Annotated in this window: 19 protein-coding genes; 5 read left to right on the plus strand and 14 right to left on the minus strand. The window is 40.4% G+C overall.

Annotated elements, in window-relative coordinates:
• Window positions 1–10 precede the first annotated feature (10 nt).
• From A374_RS14085 to A374_RS14100, 4 genes are all read right to left on the minus strand, one after another.
• A complete protein-coding gene (locus tag A374_RS14085; protein WP_007202898.1) occupies window positions 11–274 on the minus strand; it encodes a hypothetical protein in 264 nt (87 codons plus the stop codon).
• Window positions 275–382: 108 nt separating this feature from the next.
• On the minus strand, window positions 383–2,581 hold the full coding sequence (locus A374_RS14090; protein ID WP_040340597.1) for a Z1 domain-containing protein: 2,199 nt from the start codon (window positions 2,579–2,581) through the stop codon (window positions 383–385).
• A gap of 61 nt (window positions 2,582–2,642) precedes the next feature.
• Window positions 2,643–2,825 carry a hypothetical protein gene (locus tag A374_RS14095; protein ID WP_007202900.1) on the minus strand — a complete coding sequence of 61 codons (183 nt, stop codon included), beginning with the start codon at window positions 2,823–2,825 and terminating at the stop codon, window positions 2,643–2,645.
• A 77-nt stretch (window positions 2,826–2,902) separates the two neighbouring features.
• Window positions 2,903–3,505, minus strand: coding sequence for a short chain dehydrogenase (locus A374_RS14100; RefSeq protein ID WP_007202901.1), 603 nt, complete (start codon window positions 3,503–3,505; stop codon window positions 2,903–2,905).
• 180 nt (window positions 3,506–3,685) lie between these two features.
• On the opposite strand from A374_RS14100, the gene A374_RS14105 reads away from it, so the two are divergent.
• From A374_RS14105 to A374_RS14120, 4 genes are all read left to right on the plus strand, one after another.
• On the plus strand, window positions 3,686–4,372 hold the full coding sequence (locus A374_RS14105; RefSeq protein ID WP_007202902.1) for a response regulator transcription factor: 687 nt from the start codon (window positions 3,686–3,688) through the stop codon (window positions 4,370–4,372).
• Window positions 4,369–5,385 (plus strand): sensor histidine kinase, encoded by a 1,017-nt coding sequence (locus A374_RS14110; RefSeq protein ID WP_007202903.1) that lies wholly within the window; start codon window positions 4,369–4,371, stop codon window positions 5,383–5,385. Before A374_RS14105 ends, A374_RS14110 begins: the two co-directional genes overlap by 4 nt.
• 106 nt (window positions 5,386–5,491) lie before the next feature.
• Window positions 5,492–6,253, plus strand: a complete 762-nt coding sequence (locus A374_RS14115; protein ID WP_007202904.1) for an ABC transporter ATP-binding protein — start codon at window positions 5,492–5,494, stop codon at window positions 6,251–6,253.
• A complete protein-coding gene (locus tag A374_RS14120; RefSeq protein WP_007202905.1) occupies window positions 6,243–8,192 on the plus strand; it encodes an FtsX-like permease family protein in 1,950 nt (649 codons plus the stop codon). The genes A374_RS14115 and A374_RS14120 overlap by 11 nt, the downstream gene beginning before the upstream one ends.
• A gap of 33 nt (window positions 8,193–8,225) precedes the next feature.
• Here the strand turns inward: A374_RS14120 and A374_RS14125 are convergent, their stop codons facing one another.
• The 6 genes from A374_RS14125 to A374_RS14150 all read right to left on the minus strand — a co-directional run bounded on the left by A374_RS14125 (window position 8,226) and on the right by A374_RS14150 (window position 12,212).
• A complete protein-coding gene (locus A374_RS14125) occupies window positions 8,226–8,699 on the minus strand; it encodes a DMT family transporter (RefSeq protein WP_007202906.1) in 474 nt (157 codons plus the stop codon).
• A gap of 15 nt (window positions 8,700–8,714) precedes the next feature.
• Window positions 8,715–9,401, minus strand: coding sequence for a Crp/Fnr family transcriptional regulator (locus A374_RS14130; protein WP_007202907.1), 687 nt, complete (start codon window positions 9,399–9,401; stop codon window positions 8,715–8,717).
• 17 nt (window positions 9,402–9,418) lie between these two features.
• The gene (locus A374_RS14135) at window positions 9,419–9,844 is read right to left on the minus strand and encodes a DMT family transporter (protein ID WP_007202908.1); all 426 of its coding nucleotides are present in this window, start codon (window positions 9,842–9,844) and stop codon (window positions 9,419–9,421) included.
• A 160-nt stretch (window positions 9,845–10,004) separates the two neighbouring features.
• Complete coding sequence (locus tag A374_RS14140) at window positions 10,005–10,733, minus strand: amino acid ABC transporter ATP-binding protein (RefSeq protein ID WP_040340598.1); 729 nt, start codon at window positions 10,731–10,733, stop codon at window positions 10,005–10,007.
• Complete coding sequence (locus A374_RS14145) at window positions 10,730–11,374, minus strand: amino acid ABC transporter permease (RefSeq protein WP_007202910.1); 645 nt, start codon at window positions 11,372–11,374, stop codon at window positions 10,730–10,732. The genes A374_RS14140 and A374_RS14145 overlap by 4 nt, the downstream gene beginning before the upstream one ends.
• A gap of 76 nt (window positions 11,375–11,450) precedes the next feature.
• Window positions 11,451–12,212 (minus strand): transporter substrate-binding domain-containing protein, encoded by a 762-nt coding sequence (locus A374_RS14150; protein ID WP_007202911.1) that lies wholly within the window; start codon window positions 12,210–12,212, stop codon window positions 11,451–11,453.
• A 174-nt stretch (window positions 12,213–12,386) separates the two neighbouring features.
• Between A374_RS14150 and A374_RS14155 the strand changes: the two genes are divergently transcribed.
• Window positions 12,387–13,877, plus strand: coding sequence for a CoA transferase (locus tag A374_RS14155; protein WP_007202912.1), 1,491 nt, complete (start codon window positions 12,387–12,389; stop codon window positions 13,875–13,877).
• A 120-nt stretch (window positions 13,878–13,997) separates the two neighbouring features.
• Here the strand turns inward: A374_RS14155 and rbsK are convergent, their stop codons facing one another.
• The 4 genes from rbsK to A374_RS14175 are packed head-to-tail and all read right to left on the minus strand — an operon-like array spanning window position 13,998 to window position 18,364.
• The gene (gene rbsK, locus A374_RS14160; protein WP_007202913.1) at window positions 13,998–14,927 is read right to left on the minus strand and encodes a ribokinase; all 930 of its coding nucleotides are present in this window, start codon (window positions 14,925–14,927) and stop codon (window positions 13,998–14,000) included.
• A gap of 23 nt (window positions 14,928–14,950) precedes the next feature.
• Window positions 14,951–15,958 carry an aldose 1-epimerase family protein gene (locus A374_RS14165; protein ID WP_007202914.1) on the minus strand — a complete coding sequence of 336 codons (1,008 nt, stop codon included), beginning with the start codon at window positions 15,956–15,958 and terminating at the stop codon, window positions 14,951–14,953.
• A gap of 16 nt (window positions 15,959–15,974) precedes the next feature.
• Window positions 15,975–17,306 (minus strand): L-fucose:H+ symporter permease, encoded by a 1,332-nt coding sequence (gene fucP / locus A374_RS14170; protein ID WP_007202915.1) that lies wholly within the window; start codon window positions 17,304–17,306, stop codon window positions 15,975–15,977.
• Between the two features lie 47 nt (window positions 17,307–17,353).
• Window positions 17,354–18,364 carry a LacI family DNA-binding transcriptional regulator gene (locus A374_RS14175; RefSeq protein WP_007202916.1) on the minus strand — a complete coding sequence of 337 codons (1,011 nt, stop codon included), beginning with the start codon at window positions 18,362–18,364 and terminating at the stop codon, window positions 17,354–17,356.
• Window positions 18,365–18,377: the final 13 nt, after the last annotated feature.

Below are 18,377 nucleotides of genomic sequence, written 5' to 3' on the forward strand. Positions count from 1 at the left end.
AAGCGTTTTTCTATGAGACGAGAGCTACGATGAACCAAAAGCCAAATTTATATAAAGTAATGAGAATGCCCAGAATAATCCCAGTAAGTGCCATACCACGAGATTGATTACTTTTTAGTCCAACAGCACCAAAGATAATAGCAAGAATCCAAGCAGGTAAAAAGAACCAGCCAACAAATGGCCAAATACCTAACACAAAACCAACAATCCCTAAAATTAAGCTCGTAATCGCCATTCCATTTCCTTGTGAAGCTTGCTGTGACTGTGATTCCATCCGTCTCCCCCTCTTCTCAAAATTACTTACTTCCTCATTTTTATGAACTATGCTAGTAAATATGTCGGTTTTTTTCTATCCTCATAAAGTTGGGGGAAATGTGGATACTTATTCGTCGTTCATTGTTGCACTCGTAAAAACGATCGGTGGGGTCGCTCGCTGTGCAACAAGGATTGGCCACCAGAACCGGGAACCCCGCCATCCTTTGTCTTCTGAGCCTTGTTGTTCTGTAAGAATCAACACAGGATGCTGATCGCCAATTTCTCTCGCTATACGCAGTTCACTGTTTTTACTAGATGGTGTATCTGGAGCATCTTCAAAACGTCCCGTTTGCTGACGCATCCGCCCCATATTCCGACCGCGGCGAATGATTAACCACACCTTTCCTTTGTCACGTTTGGGCACATGTTGTGCTAAATATTCTAAGCACGAAAGAAAAGCTGTTACGTCCCACGGGTTTCCCGCTTCACCATCAAATGTTTCAGCAATGTGATCAACGATTTGCCTAGCCATTCTATAGTCGATCAGCACTGGTGTATCACCTTGCTCTACTTTCTTAATTGCTTGATCGAGCATGCGCATTGGTTGTGTCATATACGTTTTATAGCGTGTTTGAAAACCAACTGGCAACATTCGTTTATACGGTTTTAGCGTTGTAATGTTTGATAGCACAATTTTATTCGGAGAACATGGAATGAGTTGTTCACTTTGATCTCTTTGAATGAAAACTACGCCATTTTTCCCATGTCCTTTATGGAGAGCACGACGAAGTGCTGTATCAAATTCATGGATTTTTTCCATGACAGCATAGATGGCCTCTGTTGTATAAAAGCGCGTAACTGCTACGTCTTCTAACGGACGATAGCCAAACATACGAGAATGCTGTAGCACGGTATCTTGTTGGAAGGTGCGCGGATTGCGACCATAATAAAAACCAATCAGATTCGAAACCGTAATGCCTCGATCTAAAATTTGTCCACCAATGAAAATATTTAATGGTACCCGAAGCTTTAACTGACCCGAGCGATCTAATAATTCATTTACATCTCGTTCTGAGTTCACTTTCGTAATCATCACATGATCTTGTGCTAGCGCATAAATGGCTTCAAATTTCACCCGCTCAAATGACGGAACAGGTCGCTCTGTAAGTGACAGAGACGCAACAATGTTACAATACGCTTCCTCAACTAATTTTGTTAAATAGAGAGCATCAGTTTCCGCCGCTTCCGTAAGCTGCTGCTTGATTTCTAAAGCGATTTCTTCTTGCCACTCATGTGCTTTTTTCGCCATTTCCGTATGAATAATAAAACTATACTTTTCTTGGCGTTTGCCTTCATCCCTACATTGCAAACGCCGTATTACACCACCTACAATAAAGTGAAGAAATGCCGAACGCAAGGAGCGGATCCGCCTACTGTGCAATGCTTCTTCTAACTTAAAGCGTCGACGATCTTGTTTTTTTAACACAACGAGCTCCTCTTCAGCAATTGGTTCATATAAATAGGCAGCAATGGAGCGGCGCTCTCGACTTTTTTTAAAATAATACTCACTGCCAATATAGGAATCTGGTACCGGTACGAGCGACGTAAACGCTGGCTTAATGGGTTGAAAACGCACATTGCCTTTTTGGAGAGTAGCCGGTTGTAAATAAAGGGAATAGGGCGTGGCTGTTACTTGTAGAAAACTTGCCTGTGTAAGTTGTTTACGAATCGTATCAATTTGACCTGCGATAACATTGATTTCAAGAATTTCACTTTTTGTTTTCGTAAAACCAAAACTAGCAAAATCAGCTTCATCATCAATAAGAAGCGTTCGCTTCTGCTGCAATTGCGGATAGCGTTTAAAGAGCGCCTCATGAAGGCGATTCATATTGTTCTTTTCTTTTTTCACAACGATCATTAGCTTTTGATTTAGCTCATAATTCGTTAAATTACTCGGTAAGGTCATAATATCAAACACTTGAAGCGCATCGAGTTCCTGTTGGTCAGCAAATTCATCACTCAGTCGTTCATACGTCTGCTTAGCAAGCGCCCGTGTTCCTTTCGTTAACACGATCGCCACCTCATAACCATTATCGAAGGCTAGTCCTGCAATGCCAATAAACGTCCGGGTTTTTCCACTTTGAATTTTACCAAGCAGCATCCCTGGTCGATTGCAATCTGTCGTCTCACTCATTAATTTTTCAACCGTTTGCTCTATGCATTGCTTTGTTTCTGAAGAGTAGTTATTTTTCTGATTCAAAGCGCTATACAATTCTCCGTCCGTTCGAAGGATCACCGATTGTTTCACATTCTCACATCTTTTCATTTTACATTTCTTTACCATAGGCTATTTTTTCATAAAAAAAGCCGCTCTGGAAGCAGCTTTTTTATTTTCTTTGTTGTTTCAGTCGGTACATAGCTGACATAACAAGAACCGCTAAACCAATTAACATGACAATGATCGTCACAACCATAGCCGCCGTTTTGTTTTTCACAAACATCGGTGAAAACCAAATCACTGCCATGCAAACAATGATAATTAAATAACGAAATCTATTTAGTCTCTCCATACGTTCTCCTTTTAAAGGCTGATGACACTATCATACTGTACCGACACAGCTTTTAGCAAATGATGATGAAGATCATTTTACACGTAAATCTTATACGTTTGTCCTGTTTGCGCTCCTTCTACGCTACGCGCATAAGCTTTGGCAACACGAGCTGCGGGTACAGGTTCAAATCCTGGAAAGAAAGGTCCATACGTGCTCATGGATTCCACTAAAACGTTTGGGCTCACATCATTGATACGAATGTGATGAGGTAACTCGATGGCTGCAGCTTGTACAAAAGCGCGAATTGCACCACCAGCCATAGCCGAGGATACGCCTCCAACGATTGGATCATCCATAATAACACCTGTTGTTAACGTAAAACTGCCCTTTTCATTTAAGTAAGGCGTACCAATTAATACTAAATTAATTTGACCTTTCATTTTCCCTTCAATGGCAATCTCGTTATTTTCTGGTGTTAGCTCAGCAAGTGGTCCGAAAAACGCCTCTCCTGCTGTACTTATAACAGCATCAAGGTTACCGACCGTTTCAAACATGGCTTTAATGCTGTCCGGCGAACGCATATCTACCATAACATCCGCTTCCTTTCGTCCAGCGGTAATAACCTCATGTCGCTGACTTAACTCCTCATATACAGCGCTTCCAATTGTTCCACGCGCACCTACTAATAAAATTTTCAACGTCGTATGCCTCCTTCTTATTTCCATTCATGCTAAGTGTATCGCACGTTCGTTCTTTCATGCTACTAACATGCTTAGCTTAGAGACAGACAAACTCTTTCAAAATATGACAGTTCATCGTGCAACTTCGTTTGCTATACCTTACAATAGGAAAAGATACTTACTGTTGGTGGTGATAACATGTTTACAATTCTCGTTGTAGAGGACGATGCTTCTCTGTTTCGAAAATTACAAGAACGGCTTTCACAGTGGTCGTATACCGTGCATGGTATTACGAATTTCGAACGCGTATACGAAGAGTTTAAAGCTTTGCAGCCTGATCTTGTTATTCTAGATATTCAGCTCCCAAAATACGATGGCTTCCATTGGTGCCGCATGATTCGGACGCACTCAACGGTTCCCATTATTTTCTTATCCTCACGTGATCATCCGTCCGATATGATTATGTCCATGCAATTTGGTGGCGATGATTTTGTTCAAAAACCGTTTCATTTTGATGTGCTCATTGCGAAAGTGCAAGCGACATTGCGCCGTATTCATGACTATAGTCAAGAACCCGCAACCATTACACGGTGGGCAGGAGCCAATGTAGAATGGGAGCGCAATACAGTGTCAATAGAGAACACAACTGTAGAATTAACAAAGAATGAGATGTTTATATTGAAGTTATTAGTGCAGCATAAAAATAAAATCGTCACACGTGATGAGCTCATGAACGCGTTATGGGAAGATCATCGATTCGTGAGCGACAATACACTGACCGTTAATGTGAACAGATTGCGAAAAAAATTAGAAACACTCGGTCTCGACCATCTCATTGAGACAAAAGTAGGACAAGGTTATATCGCCCTTGAGGAAGAACGATGAGCATAGTGACCTTTTTAAAAGAACGCCGTAGCTGGATTGTTGCTTTTATCTTCCTTCAGTTCTTTTTATTATTCGTCGCCTGGATTGATCCTACAATAAATGTAACGTCAGCGCTGTATGCGATTAGCTTAGCACTGTTTTTATTTTGCCTCTTTCTCATCTATCGCTTCTATAGAGAAACAGCCTTCTTTAAAAAAATTGAAGCGCTTGATCACGAAAATCAGCTGTCTCAATTCCATTTCGCTCGATCTCCTTTTGAGAAACAATGGCTACACTATCTCGGTGAACAGATGACGTTCATTCGCAAGCAAACATTAGAGCAACAAGCACTACTAGACCGAGAAAGCGATGAACTCGTTGCTTGGATTCATGAAGTGAAAACACCGATGACTGCGCTGCGTTTAATGATCGAGCAATTAGACGATCTTCAAGTACGTACCGAATTTCTCTATGAATGGCTACGGATTCATTATCTTGTTGACCAACAGCTTCATCAAAAACGGCTATTATTCATTGAAAATGATACGTACATAGAAGAAGGTTCACTACATGATGTGCTTATATCAGAAATTAAAAATGTGCAAGCATGGTGTTTTCAAAAAGGCATTGGCTTTGATCTTCAAGGTACAGAGCGATCCGTGTTCAGCGATTTTAAGTGGCTTTCCTTCATACTTCGCCAACTTCTATCCAATAGCATAAAATACAGCCATGATAGCGATATTGTCATTACCGGAACGGAAGAAAACGGCATGGTTACTCTCACTATTGAAGATTTCGGTCGTGGCATTGATGCGCGTGATTTGCCACGAATCTTTGAGCGTGGCTTTACTTCCACTGTTCACCATGACGATCATGCCGCTACCGGCATGGGCTTATATTTAGCTAAGAAAGCGGCAGACTCACTCAAAATTAGGCTTCATGTTCAGTCTGAGCTATCAAAAGGTACTACCGTTATTCTTCATTTTCCAAAACGAAATCAATTTAATATGATTGAACGTGAGACACGCATGTGACAACATTGTCACATGCTTCTTTTCAATTGTTAGTGAAAACGAAGGAACGAACAGGCTTTCCTTTTTATACTGAATGTAAGAGATACAAGAAGGAGACGATACAGATATGTTTATATTAGAAGCGAAAAACATCCGTAAAAGCTACGGCAGTAAATTGAATAAACAAGAAGTCATTAAAGGATTAGATCTTCAATTAGAGGCTGGGGAATTTGTAAGCATTATGGGAGCATCAGGTTCCGGAAAAACAACCCTTCTTAACGTTTTATCTAGCATTGATTCAATTAATAGCGGAACGATTATGATTGAAGGTAAAGAAGTTTCTGCCATGAAAGAGAAGCAACTGGCACAATTTCGTAAACATCACTTAGGATTTATTTTTCAAGAATATCACTTGCTCGATACCCTAACGGTTAAAGAAAACATTATGCTTCCGCTCACGGTAACAAAGGTACCTCGAAATGAGGCGGAGGCACGTTTCAAAAGCATGACAGAAGAGCTTGGTATTTATGAACTGAAGGATAAATATCCAAATGAAATTTCCGGTGGTCAAAAGCAGCGAACATCAGCGGCACGAGCATTCATTCACAATCCTAGTATGATTTTTGCTGATGAACCAACCGGTGCACTCGATTCTAAATCCGCTTCAGACTTATTACAAAAACTCACCGACTTGAATCGAAGCCGCCAAACGACGATTGCGATGGTGACACATGATCCTGTTGCAGCGAGTTATTGTAGCCGAGTTATCTTTATAAAAGATGGACAGCTTTATACCCAGCTTTATAAGGGAACACAAACGCAACAAGCGTTCTTTCAAGATGTGATGAAAACACAAGCAGTTCTTGGCGGTGTCCCAAATGAGTATTAAAACCTTAATCTTACGCAGTTTGAAAAAAAATCTTACAAACTATTATTTATACGTATTTGCGCTTGTTTTTAGCTCTGCTCTCTACTTTTCTTTTGTAACACTGCGCTATGACTCATCAATGAATAAAGTGCAGGCTTCAGTAAAAGGAGAGGCTGGTTTTTCAGCCGCTTCTATTTTATTACTTGTTATTGTTAGTGTCTTTTTACTTTATGCCAACCAGCTGTTCATGAAGCGCCGCAGTAAGGAAATTGGCTTATATCAACTAGTTGGGATGACGAAATTTAAAGTCTTTCGCTTGTTATCAATTGAAAGCATGCTCATTTATTTCGGCTCCCTAACGATTGGTGTTATTCTTGGTTTCTTTTCATCAAGATTGATCGTCATGCTACTCTTTAAAATAACGAATGTACAAGCTGTCGCTACCTTACATTTCTCACCTGAAGCATTGCTGCAAACACTTCTTGTGTTTCTAGTCATTTTCGTGCTGATGTTGCTTGTAAACTATTTCTTTATGAAGCGCCAAAGCATCTTATCTTTGTTTCGTGTCGTTTCTACTACAGAAGCCTCAGTGAAAAAACAGTCTGTGCTAGAATTAATCATAGGAATCGCTGGACTATGCCTCATAATTCTCGGGTATTACTTATCATCCCGCTTATTCAGCACAGATACAGTTGCGACAAACGCTTTACTCGGTATGATGGTTGCCATTCTCGCTTCTGTCATAATCGGAACCTATTTCTTTTATAAAGGTTCTATTTCTTTTCTATTCAATCTCATTCGGAAAAAGAAAAATGGATTTTTATCTGTACAAAGTGTGCTGTCTTTATCGACGCTTATGTTTCGAATGAAAGCAAATAGTTTTTTACTAACGGTCATCACTACGATTTCAGCTTTAGCGATTGGCTTATTATCCTTAAGTTATATTTCTTATTATTCCGCAGAAAAAGCGTCGGAACAATTCGTACCAAACGACTTTACGTTTTCCCATAAGAAAGATTTAGCATCTTATGAAAAAACATTGAGCGATCATGGTATCCCGTTTGAAGAACATCGCATAAAAGTGTTGTCTGTTCCAGCCGATCTTTCTGATGTTTCGGATCGACCTTTGATCTTTGCAAGTAGCAATAGCAAATACACACCAATCTCCGTCATTTCAACAAAAAGTATAAATGAACCTCCTTTAAAGAAAAATGAAATGTATCTAACAGGGGCGAATGATTCTTTTTTACGCCTCACAAATTTTAAAGAGTCTGGAACCATTACCTTTAAACTGAAAAAAGAAAGCTTGAAACGAACTTTTACAGAACTTAAACATCACTATGTTGTTTCAATAAAGTATTCAAACGGCTCACTTCCTGTTGCCGTTGTCGATCATGCAACCTTTCAATTGCTAGAAAAAGAAGGCAAACCTACTCAGTCCATTTATAATGGTCTCGATATAAAAGATAATACTAAACTGGAAGCAGCGAATGATTACTTTATACATCAATTCAAACCGGTTGCAAGTAATAACCTTTCTCCTCGTGTCGCTTCTCGCATTGAAGATGTTAAGCAACAAAGAGGCATGATCGGATTAGCCATGTTTATCGTTGGCTTCCTCGGACTCACATTCTTAATTACATCAGGCTGCATTCTTTACTTTAAACAAATGGGGGAAAGTGAGGAAGAACAACCGAATTATACCGTTTTACGCAAACTCGGCTTTACGAGAGACGACCTATTAAAAGGGATTATGTTTAAACAACTGTTTAACTTTGGTATCCCCTTATTTCTCGGCCTTAGTCACAGCTACTTTGCCGTAAAATCCGGATGGTTTTTCTTTGGTGTTTCACTATGGACACCGACTTTAATCGTCATGGGAATCTATACAATGCTCTACTCGATTTTTGCCATCCTATCCACGCTGTACTACAAAAAAATAATTAACGACTCACTATAAATAGCAAGCTCCCTAGGGAGCTTGCTATTGTATTTAAGCGGACTGTTTGACAGATTTGCTGACTTCCTCATGTGCATCGCTTACTTTAAAAAGAACAATGCCCACAATCACTACGAGAACACCTATTAATTTACTCCAAGTAAACGGAACTTTTGCGAGGCCAAAGCTACCTAGTGAATCCAGAATAAGTGCCGATATGAGCTGTGCAGTCAAAACAATTGAAATCGCAATCGTCGGACTTAGACGCTTTACTCCTTGTGTCACACATGTCACCACTCCAACACCAATTAAGCCACTGAAATAGTACCATGTTTTCATATGAGTTACATGAAAAAGCGAAGCACCTTCAAAAATAATCCCAAGTATAAGTGAAGCTAAAAACCCAAGCGCTAACACAAGCATCGTAGTCGCCCATGAATGAGCTTTTTCATTTACTTTCGAATTGAAAATATTTTGCAAGCCTACAAGAGCACCACCTACTAGTGCAAACAGAATACCCACAATCATATAGCGCCCCTCCTTTTATTCATAGATGTTATTATTACTCATTTTTTGCAAGCCTTCGCGGTCCCTGACAACAATCCCACCAGGTTGTCGTTCGACTAAGCCTTGTTCACAAAAATGCTGTAAAATGCGATTTACATGACGATAACTCGTGCCAATTAAGTTTGCCGTGTCGCGCAAGCTATTTGCACTATGATGTCCTTTTACTAATGCATGTGACTCATCAAAAGAGACGGACAGCAAATAACTTGCTAAACGAACCTCAACTGGATATAACAAATTAAATCGCAATGAATTTGATTTCACATAAAATTTTTCAGTAATAATTTTCAATAAAAATTGTAGAAAGAGCGGATCCTCACTTCCATATTTACGAACATACGGATATGGTACACAAAGCAACGTCACTGAGGAAACAGCTTCAACGGTATTAACTGTATCCGTATCTCTTACAAACTCAATGTCACCGAGTAACTCAAGCGGTGTTTTAAACGATAAGATTAGCGTCTTACCTTCCTCAGACATCGTATATACTTTCACTTTTCCTTTTACAAGGACGTATAAATGCTGAATCGCCTCTCCTTGTTTACAAATCAATTCACCTTCATTGAAATGTTGAATGGAAATATACGGTTGCATGTGGGAATTAAAGATATGTTGAATATTATACATTTGTAAATAAGTAATCAATTCCTGATTTATCACCGATAATGCTCCTTACCTTACATACTTAAAATTAAAACACCGAGCATCATTAAACCGATCCCGACAAAATGCCCTGGTCTCATCTTTTTCTTTTCCACCTCAAACCAGCCAAATCGATCGGTCAAAAAAGCAATAGCGAGCTGGGCAATTAAGAGTGCAGAAATACTAATGGTAATCCCTATTAAGTGTATAGCTGTAACGTTACTAAAGATGACGATAGCTGCAAATGTTCCACCCATTAAATATAAAGGCTTTACATCCTTGAATCTTTTCCATGAATTGTCTCTGAATAGTAGCATTAATATGAAGGCTGCTACAAAACCTGTAAATTGCGTCAGTGTTGCCGCCTGCCACGTACCAATACCTGCTCCGATTTGCGAGTTAGCTACTCCTTGTACGGTAATACAAATACCGCCAAGAATTGCGAATAGGATTCCTTTCATATGAAAACTCCTTTAAATAAAATGTCTCCTTCTTATTATGAATGAAGACCCTTTCATAACGAAAGGACATATGTCCCAAAGAATCATTTTTTCTTTCGGATGCCACGCAAAAAAAGCTCTGGTTTATAAAAAGAACACCAGAGCTGATCGTTATTTTCTTTTATAATACTTTACTTAGAAATGCTTTCGTACGCTCATGCTGTGGATTAGTAAATAACGCAACTGGAACATTTTCTTCCACAATATAGCCACCATCCATGAATAAAACGCGGTCACCAACTTCACGAGCAAAGCCCATTTCATGCGTTACAACGACCATTGTCATGCCTTCTTGTGCTAATTGCTTCATTACTTCAAGCACTTCTCCGACCATCTCAGGATCAAGCGCTGATGTCGGTTCATCAAAGAGCATGATTTTTGGATTCATCGCTAGAGCGCGAGCAATGGCCACACGCTGCTTTTGTCCTCCCGATAATTCACCAGGGTACTGATTGGCTTTTTCCTTCATACCTACTTTTACAAGCAACTCTAGCGCTTGTTGTTTAGCAGCCTCTTTAGAGGCGGCGCGAACTTTCGTTGGCGCAAGACAGATATTTTCTAGCACCGTGAGATGCGGGAACAAATTAAAGCTTTGAAAGACCATCCCAATGTCTTGCCTTATTTTATTTATATCCGTTTTTGGATTGGTAATGTCTTGTCCGTCGATGATGACGTGTCCACCCGTTATCTCTTCAAGTTTATTTAAACAGCGTAAAAAAGTACTTTTTCCGGATCCAGAGGGACCAATCACACAGACAACTTCTTTCTCCTGTATTTCTGTAGATATGTCTTTCAATACTTCAAGAGCGCCAAATGACTTCTTTAAATGCTTAACAGTAATCATACTCATCGTACCTCAAACCTCCTTTCTAAATAGCTTGCAAGCAGTGATAGTAAATAGATCATAATAAAATAAACAATCCCAATGACGAGCCATATTTTAAATGCTTCATACGTTGCAGCAATAACGACTTGTCCTTGCTGTGTTAAATCAGTAATACCAATGATCGATAATAACGACGTATCTTTCAAGCTAATAATCGCTTGATTTGTAAACGTCGGCAACATTCTTCGCACAGCTTGCGGTAAGATCACGTAGCGCATATTTTGCATGCCGGTTAGCCCTAAAGAACGCGCAGCCTCTGTTTGTCCCTTATCAATGGATTGAATACCAGCCCGAATGACTTCCGTAAAATACGCCCCTGCATTTAAACCCACTGTAACAATACCTGCTGTTGTTTTATCCATGGATAAAAACCCTAGTGAGTTTACACCATAATAAAAGAAAAACAATTGAACGAGGATGGGTGTTCCACGAAACGCATTAACATAAATTTTGGCAATAGCATTTAGTACTTTATTATGTGATAGGCGTAACAGTGCCATCACAAGTCCCACGACGAGACCTAAAATGAGTGCCACGAGAAAAATAAAAATCGTTACTTTTAATCCCGTTTGTATATAAGGTAATGCTTGTTTAATAATATCCATCAGAAGGTAACCCCCTATGCATCATTCGCTACATATAGGTAAAGACAATGCACTAGGCATTGTCTTTACAACGACCTCATTTCTTTAAATACTTATTAACAATTTCATCATACTTGCCGCTTTTCTTTAAATCCGCCAAACCTTTATTAATACTTTTCAGTAACGTTTCATTTTTACCTTTTAAGACAGCCATTCCGTATTCATCACCATTTAAACGGTCACCAACAATTTTTAAGCCGAGATCTTTTTTCGCAATCGCATAGGCGACAACAGGATAATCTTCTATTAATACATCGGAGCTTCCATTTGCTACTTCTTGAAACATAGACGGACTATCGTTGAATTGCACCACTTTTGCATCATATTTCTTTGCTAAATCTTCAGCAATTTTTGCCCCTGTTGTTCCTTTTTTAACAGCAATCGATTTTCCCTTAAGATCATCAGTCGATTTAATACTGTTATTTTTTTTCGAGACAACAAGTGTTGCTCCCGCTTTAAAATAAGGATCGGAGAAATCAACAACCTTTTTCCGATCTTTTGTAATACTCATCCCTGCTATGGCCATATCTAATTGATTGGCTTGCATAGCCGGGATAATGCCATTAAAGTCCATAGGCTCAAATTTGATTTTAAAGCCTTCCTTTTTAGCGATTTCTGTAATGAGATCAATATCAATTCCCTTGCGCGTGCCATTTTCTTCATATTCAAATGGTGGATACGTTGTGTCGATACCCACTTTAAATTCCTGATCTTTAACCTCTCCATCATTATCATTGCCACATGCAGCGAGTAACAAAGTGAACAGTAATGCCAAACAAATGATACTAAGCTTTTTCATGACAACCTCCTTATAATGGTAACGATTACTTTCAGAATAACATAACTAATCTGAAAATATTGTATTAATTTATCCCACTTCTGCCAATCGTTCAGTAACGTTGACGTAAACGTAAATTAAGCGTATAATCCCTCTTTAATTTCACCGTTTAAAAATAGAAGGCGAGGAAGTTACATGAGTAAAGAAAACATGACAAATAAAATTGTTAAAGCACTTCAATCTCCTATAACTGAAAATGGTCATTTTAACTTACACGCTGAACTAGCAGAAGTATTAGAAGGTGTCGGCTTATCTCCTGCTGACAGCGGCGGAGACATCACGTTTTATGGAAAAGATCCGATTGTCCCAAGTACGCTTCGACTTGGATCTGCTGCGGCTATTGCCTTAGCAGCCAAATCGGTAGCCATTGCAAATATTTGGCGACTACGTGGTGGACAGGGACAAGATATACATGTTGATGTTCGTAAGGCTCTTCGCCGCCTGTCTCCTTTTTACGATAAAAAATGGGAAAAGTTAAACGGCTATGTTCCATCCAAAGCAAATGATCCCTATAATCCTCTTGATTTTCGTTTTTATCAAACACGAGATGAGAAATGGGTCATGCCGCTTAACCCTTATCCTCGAGCAAAGCATGAAACATTAAAACTTCTTAATTGTACAGAGGATCCTCAAGCGGTCGCCAATGCCATCCTTCAATGGGATGCAGCTGATTTAGAGCGAGCTGGGGCCGAACGTGGTATCGTCATGCCTGTCGTACGGACCGTTGAAGAATTTATGAATGAGCCTGTTTATTCACACATCGCACAATTACCGCTCATCGAAATAGAAAAAATCGGGGAAAGTGAACCCATTCCATTTACATCGAATGCCTCATCGCCTCTTGATGGTATTCGTGCGCTTGGGCTCGGTCATGTCATAGCAGGTGCAGGCTTTGGACGCGCTCTTGCTTTACATGGAGCGGATGTTCTTAATGTGTGGCGTCCCTCCGATTGGGAGCATGACGTTATTTACGCAACATCAAATGTCGGCATGCGTTCTACCACACTTGATCTTGGAAAGCAAAAAGAAGATCAGAAGATGAAACAGCTCCTAAAGGATGCAGATATTTTCTTTGCCAATCGCCGGTATGGCTTCTTAGAACGTTACGGACTAAGTGCTGAACAATGCGCAGATACGAAGCCTGGCATCATTCATTGTTCTGTCAATTTACACGGACCAACTGGACCATGGGCCAATCGCAATGGCTTTGATCAAACGGCAGGATCAGTTACAGGTGTCATGGCGTTAGAAGGAAGCGAACGAGCACCGAAGTTACCGCCAATTGTTGTTGTTAATGACTATGCCGTATCTTGGTTACTAGAAGTTGGTGCGCTCATGGCGTTGCAACGGCGAGCAAAAGAAGGCGGTAGCTACCGCGTTTCTGTGTCTCTTGACCGTGTGTCTCTTTGGATTCTTTCGCTTGGTATTTTTAATAAACGTTATGCCTATCATACTGCTGGATCAAGCGAAGAACATGCATATGTTGCTCCCGATTTATTTACAGCTGAAACACCACTTGGTGAATATGAAGGGCTTACTGAACAAGTACACATGTCCGAAACTCCTGGACATTACGAAACCGTACTCGTTCCACGTGGGTCAAGTAAGGCCGAGTGGTTATCCTAAAGATTAAATATAGCCCGTATCGACCCTTTGAAGGCAGGAGTCAATACGGGCTTATTATATTTATCAGACCACCAATTTAAAAAAGATGAAGAGCACTCGTTGGCTCCTCACCTACTGTTTTTATGCGTGGACGTGTTGCTGCTCTAAAAAAGCTGTCACCTCTGCTTCTGTTGGGTAAGACGTTTGTGAACCTCTTTTCGTCACACTAAGGGCAGCAAACGCCATCGCCTTTTTCATCGCTTCCATCACGTCATGATGCTGTACATAATAGTGAGCAAAACAGCCAATAAACGCATCGCCAGCACCTGTTGTATCATTTGCATTGACCTCATAAGACGGAAGGGTTGTTACCGTTTCTTTTGTGACAAGCATGGCACCACGACTGCCCATTGTTACGATTACATTCTTCACGCCTCGCTCTACTAACGTCATAGCCGCTTTTGCGATATTCTCCTCACCATCAACAGGCAAACCTGTTAAAATTTCAAGCTCAGTTTCATTCGGAATGAAGAAATCACTACGGCACACATACGAATAATCAAGATTAGTAGACGCAGGCGCCGGATTTAAAATGACCGGAATGTTATGTTCATTTCCAAACGCAATTGCTTTATACACCGTTGGAAGTGGGATTTCTAGTTGAACGATGATTAAAGAACATTGCTTTAGCTTCGCGCTTGCCTGGTCCACATCTTCTGGCATGAGATGCGCATTTGCTCCCTTAATAATTAAAATAGAATTTTGCGAAGCAGGATCCACAAAAATTGGAGCCACTCCACTTGTTGCCCCTTTTACTGCGGTAACGTATTCCGTATCAATACGATGTGCTTTCATATTAGCGAGCGTAGCATCCGCGAAAAGATCATCACCGACCTTTGATACCATCATGACACGTGAGCCGAGCTTAGCAGCAGCCACCGCTTGGTTTGCTCCTTTACCACCACAGCCCATTTCAAATTCGGGCGCTTCTCTCGTTTCGCCTGGTTTTGGCATTTGATCTATATACGCAATTAAATCCACCATATTTGATCCAATAACAGCAATATCCATTTTATTTTCCTTCTTTCTTCTCGTTACTTTTTACCTGTCTTCACATGAAATGAACGTTCTTCATTGGCATTAAGCCAAATGAGTGTGCCTGCTTTCTGAGCAGCTGTAAAGCCTTCAGGCCGACTTGTCGCTGGCAATACGAAGGAAGCTACTTGTTGATCTTCATTATAGAGCAGCCATCTTGTTGCATAATTAAATACTTTCGTTTGGAAAGTCGTAAAAAATGTTACTCCATCTGGACCGATCATTTCAAATTGAACATCATCGCCATATTGCTCAAGATGATCAGCAAACAAAACAATTTCCGGATCATAAAGAGACGGTGTATTTAAGGTGTCTAGCGTTTGTCCTTCCGCTAACTCGTTCGTGAAATCTAGCCAAGGTTGAGTTGGCTGCACGTGCTCAGGAATACTTTTTCGCACGACAAAGGCATTGGTTGGAATGGTACTCATCATTCTTGCCTCATCTACATAAGCGTAATTTGTATGACACATATACTGTAACGGCATAGGGATAGATCCTACGTTTTTCACCGTCATGCCGATCTCAATATACGTATCACGCTTCCCTAATTTCACGGTAGGATGCGCGATATAGTGGTGTCCAAATCCTTTAATATACTCATATTCACCGCCGATTGTAACAGCATCTTCATGAATGTCTATCCAAGCTGATTGCATTTGTGCACATGCCATCTCTCCGTGTAACAGGTGGGCATCATTAGGTGCTGGACATCCATTTGCCAGTAAGCCAGAATGAAAAGCAAAACAACCATACGTATCGACAATTTCTTTTGCAAAGCGCGGTTCACGAAACATACTTTTCATTTTCAAGTCCACATCATCAAACGTTACATCCCAAATCATTTGCCCTAGATAGGGCAATACGACGATGGAACCTCGTTCATTTTCCACTTCAATCGCTTCCACACCAGATGCATACCGAAAAATACTAACTTTCATGTTACGATCCTTAAATAATGTGTTCTTTTTAGAGGTGAAGTAATAAGGCTGTAATATAATGGTTCCCATACATCTCTTCCTTTCTTTACGAAACCTTTCTAACTGAAGTGGACGGAGCCTGCTTCTTTTTCATTTCACTAAAGAAATACACACCTACATAGACGAAGCACAGCATAGAAACGAAAAAGGCAATTTGGACAGAACCGACCAGGTCAGAGACATAGCCTTGAATCGCCGGAACAACAGCACCACCAATAATGGCCATGACAAGAATTGCTCCCGCCGTTTCTGTATACTTTTTCTCCGTAACAGCTTCCAATGTCTCAGCGTAAATGGTTGCCCAGCACGGCCCAAACATAAAGCTTACCGCCACAGCCGCATAAACCGCCGTCATGTTAGGAACGAGCACCACGTAAAGCAGCAACAGGGATCCAATCACTGAATAACCAAACAAGACAAGAGCTGGTCGAAGCCGTGTCATTAAAAAGTTCGCTACAAACTTACCAACAAAGAAGGCAATAAATCCATAAATCATAAAGTTGGATGCTGTGCGTTCATTAATTTCAGGTTTTAAATGGAGAACGAGACGAATCGTAAACGACCAAACCGCTACTTGCATTCCAACATAAAGAAATTGAGCAACAATGCCTTTACGGAAGGCAACATTACGCGCTAAATAAGCAAGCGTTTCTGTCACACGAGGACGGCGTTCCTTTTTCCCACTACGCTCCATTGGTTTACAATCTGGAAATTTCGTAAAAAGAAATACAATAAAGATGGCAATCAATACGAAAATAATATATTTATACGGAGATAGCGTATGTTGTAGCATCGATAAACCGAATGCTTTTGCTTGTGATGGTGACATGTTTGCCATTTGCGCTTCCAAGCTAGCGCCCTCCTGAAACACTAAAAATTTACCTAGCAAGATCCCAGCAATAGAGCCTACTGGATTAAACGTTTGCGATATATTCAACCGCAATACGTTATATTGTCTTGGCCCAATCATCGTGCTGTATGTATTCGCAGCTGTTTCAAGAAACCCTAATCCAATAGCTATTGCGAAAATCGCACCTAAAAACATCGTATACGTAGCCATATGTGAAGCAGGAAAAAACAGCGAACAGCCTACAATGTAAAACAATAATCCTGTAAGAATAGCAAACTTATAATTCGTGCGTTTTATTACAAGTGACGCTGGAATGGCTACTAAAAAATAGCCACCATAAAACGCACTTTGCACAAAAGAACTCGCAAGATCACTTAAAGCAAATACGTGTTTAAATTGTGCGATTAAAATATCGTTTAAACTTGCGGCCATTGCCCACAGGGGGAATAGCAACGACACAAGAATGAATTGAAACATCGGCGTACGATTTAAATACCCATCTGGCAATTGAATAAGCTTATTTTTCATCGTTGCTCACTTCCTTATCTCTAATTAGTAAAGCGTTTTCATTTTGCTCATTTCAACATACATGATTCTCTAATAATTAACTCCGGCGAAAGTTGATAGCTTCGTTTTCCAATAGCTTGTTTCATTTCAATACGCTCATGAAGCAATTGGAAAGCAAGTTCACCGAGTGCCTTCATCGGTCGCGAGACAACAGTAAGCTTCGGTTGCACGAAAGTAGCTAAATCAATGTCATCAAAGCCAATAACAGAAACATCTCGCCCAAGCTTCCACTGTAAATTATCAAGTGCTTTTAAGCAGCCTGTGGTCATTAAGTTATTACACGTAAAAATAGCGGTTGGTGGTTCCTCTAACACATATAGCTGCCCCACCGCATCATACCCACTTTGTTCACTAAAGTCTCCTTCAATAACGTAGGCTTCATTAAACGATAAATGGAAATCATGAAGTGCCTCTTTATACCCGATTAAGCGATCTCTTCCTGGTGTGGTTGATAAGGGACCACAAATGATGGCGATCCGCTCATGTCCTTGCAAAATAAGGCGCTGAATCGCTTGATACGCTCCTTTACGATTATCGACAAGTACATGATCGACCTCTAAATGCGGCAAGCTTCGATCAACAGCTACTAACGGAATGTCTTGCTCTATAAATTGTGTTAAGTGCTGACCGTTTTCATCTGCTGTTGTTAAAATAACACCATCTACACCTCGTTCTATAAGGCTTTTTAACACATTTTGTTCTACGACGGTCGATTCCTTCGTTCCACTCAAAAAAGCAATGTACCCTTGCTCACGTGCTTTCTCTTCTATGCCACTCATAACGAGTGGAAAAAAGGGATTGCTAATGTCAGGTACGACGACCCCAATCGTTTTTGTTGCTTTGCTTTTCATCGTACGTGCCGCTGCATTTCGAATGTAAGCTAGCTCTTCAATCGCTTGTACGATTCGTGCTTCCGTTTTCGGCCTCACCCCACCTTGACCATTGATCACACGTGACACCGTCGCAATTGAAACGCCAGCTTGTCGTGCTACATCTTGAATTGTCGCTTTTCCTTCCATGTATAGCCTCCAA

Origin of the sequence: Fictibacillus macauensis ZFHKF-1, assembly GCF_000269865.1 — a bacterium.
Lineage (GTDB): Bacteria > Bacillota > Bacilli > Bacillales > Fictibacillaceae > Fictibacillus_C > Fictibacillus_C macauensis.

What these genes read in the sequence shown, in the direction of transcription:
- fucP (WP_007202915.1), bottom strand. Translation starts at nt 17,306, where the DNA reads ATGAAAAATAAGCTTATTCAATTGCCAGATGGGTATTTAAATCGTACG.
- A374_RS14085 (WP_007202898.1), bottom strand. Translation starts at nt 274, where the DNA reads ATGGAATCACAGTCACAGCAAGCTTCACAAGGAAATGGAATGGCGATT.
- A374_RS14175 (WP_007202916.1), bottom strand. Translation starts at nt 18,364, where the DNA reads ATGGAAGGAAAAGCGACAATTCAAGATGTAGCACGACAAGCTGGCGTT.
- A374_RS14140 (WP_040340598.1), bottom strand. Translation starts at nt 10,733, where the DNA reads ATGAGTATGATTACTGTTAAGCATTTAAAGAAGTCATTTGGCGCTCTT.
- A374_RS14095 (WP_007202900.1), bottom strand. Translation starts at nt 2,825, where the DNA reads ATGGAGAGACTAAATAGATTTCGTTATTTAATTATCATTGTTTGCATG.
- A374_RS14155 (WP_007202912.1), top strand. Translation starts at nt 12,387, where the DNA reads ATGAGTAAAGAAAACATGACAAATAAAATTGTTAAAGCACTTCAATCT.
- A374_RS14150 (WP_007202911.1), bottom strand. Translation starts at nt 12,212, where the DNA reads ATGAAAAAGCTTAGTATCATTTGTTTGGCATTACTGTTCACTTTGTTA.
- A374_RS14135 (WP_007202908.1), bottom strand. Translation starts at nt 9,844, where the DNA reads ATGAAAGGAATCCTATTCGCAATTCTTGGCGGTATTTGTATTACCGTA.
- A374_RS14090 (WP_040340597.1), bottom strand. Translation starts at nt 2,581, where the DNA reads ATGAAAAGATGTGAGAATGTGAAACAATCGGTGATCCTTCGAACGGAC.
- A374_RS14125 (WP_007202906.1), bottom strand. Translation starts at nt 8,699, where the DNA reads ATGATTGTGGGTATTCTGTTTGCACTAGTAGGTGGTGCTCTTGTAGGC.
- rbsK (WP_007202913.1), bottom strand. Translation starts at nt 14,927, where the DNA reads ATGGATATTGCTGTTATTGGATCAAATATGGTGGATTTAATTGCGTAT.
- A374_RS14120 (WP_007202905.1), top strand. Translation starts at nt 6,243, where the DNA reads ATGAGTATTAAAACCTTAATCTTACGCAGTTTGAAAAAAAATCTTACA.
- A374_RS14115 (WP_007202904.1), top strand. Translation starts at nt 5,492, where the DNA reads ATGTTTATATTAGAAGCGAAAAACATCCGTAAAAGCTACGGCAGTAAA.
- A374_RS14145 (WP_007202910.1), bottom strand. Translation starts at nt 11,374, where the DNA reads ATGGATATTATTAAACAAGCATTACCTTATATACAAACGGGATTAAAA.
- A374_RS14105 (WP_007202902.1), top strand. Translation starts at nt 3,686, where the DNA reads ATGTTTACAATTCTCGTTGTAGAGGACGATGCTTCTCTGTTTCGAAAA.
- A374_RS14165 (WP_007202914.1), bottom strand. Translation starts at nt 15,958, where the DNA reads ATGGGAACCATTATATTACAGCCTTATTACTTCACCTCTAAAAAGAAC.
- A374_RS14110 (WP_007202903.1), top strand. Translation starts at nt 4,369, where the DNA reads ATGAGCATAGTGACCTTTTTAAAAGAACGCCGTAGCTGGATTGTTGCT.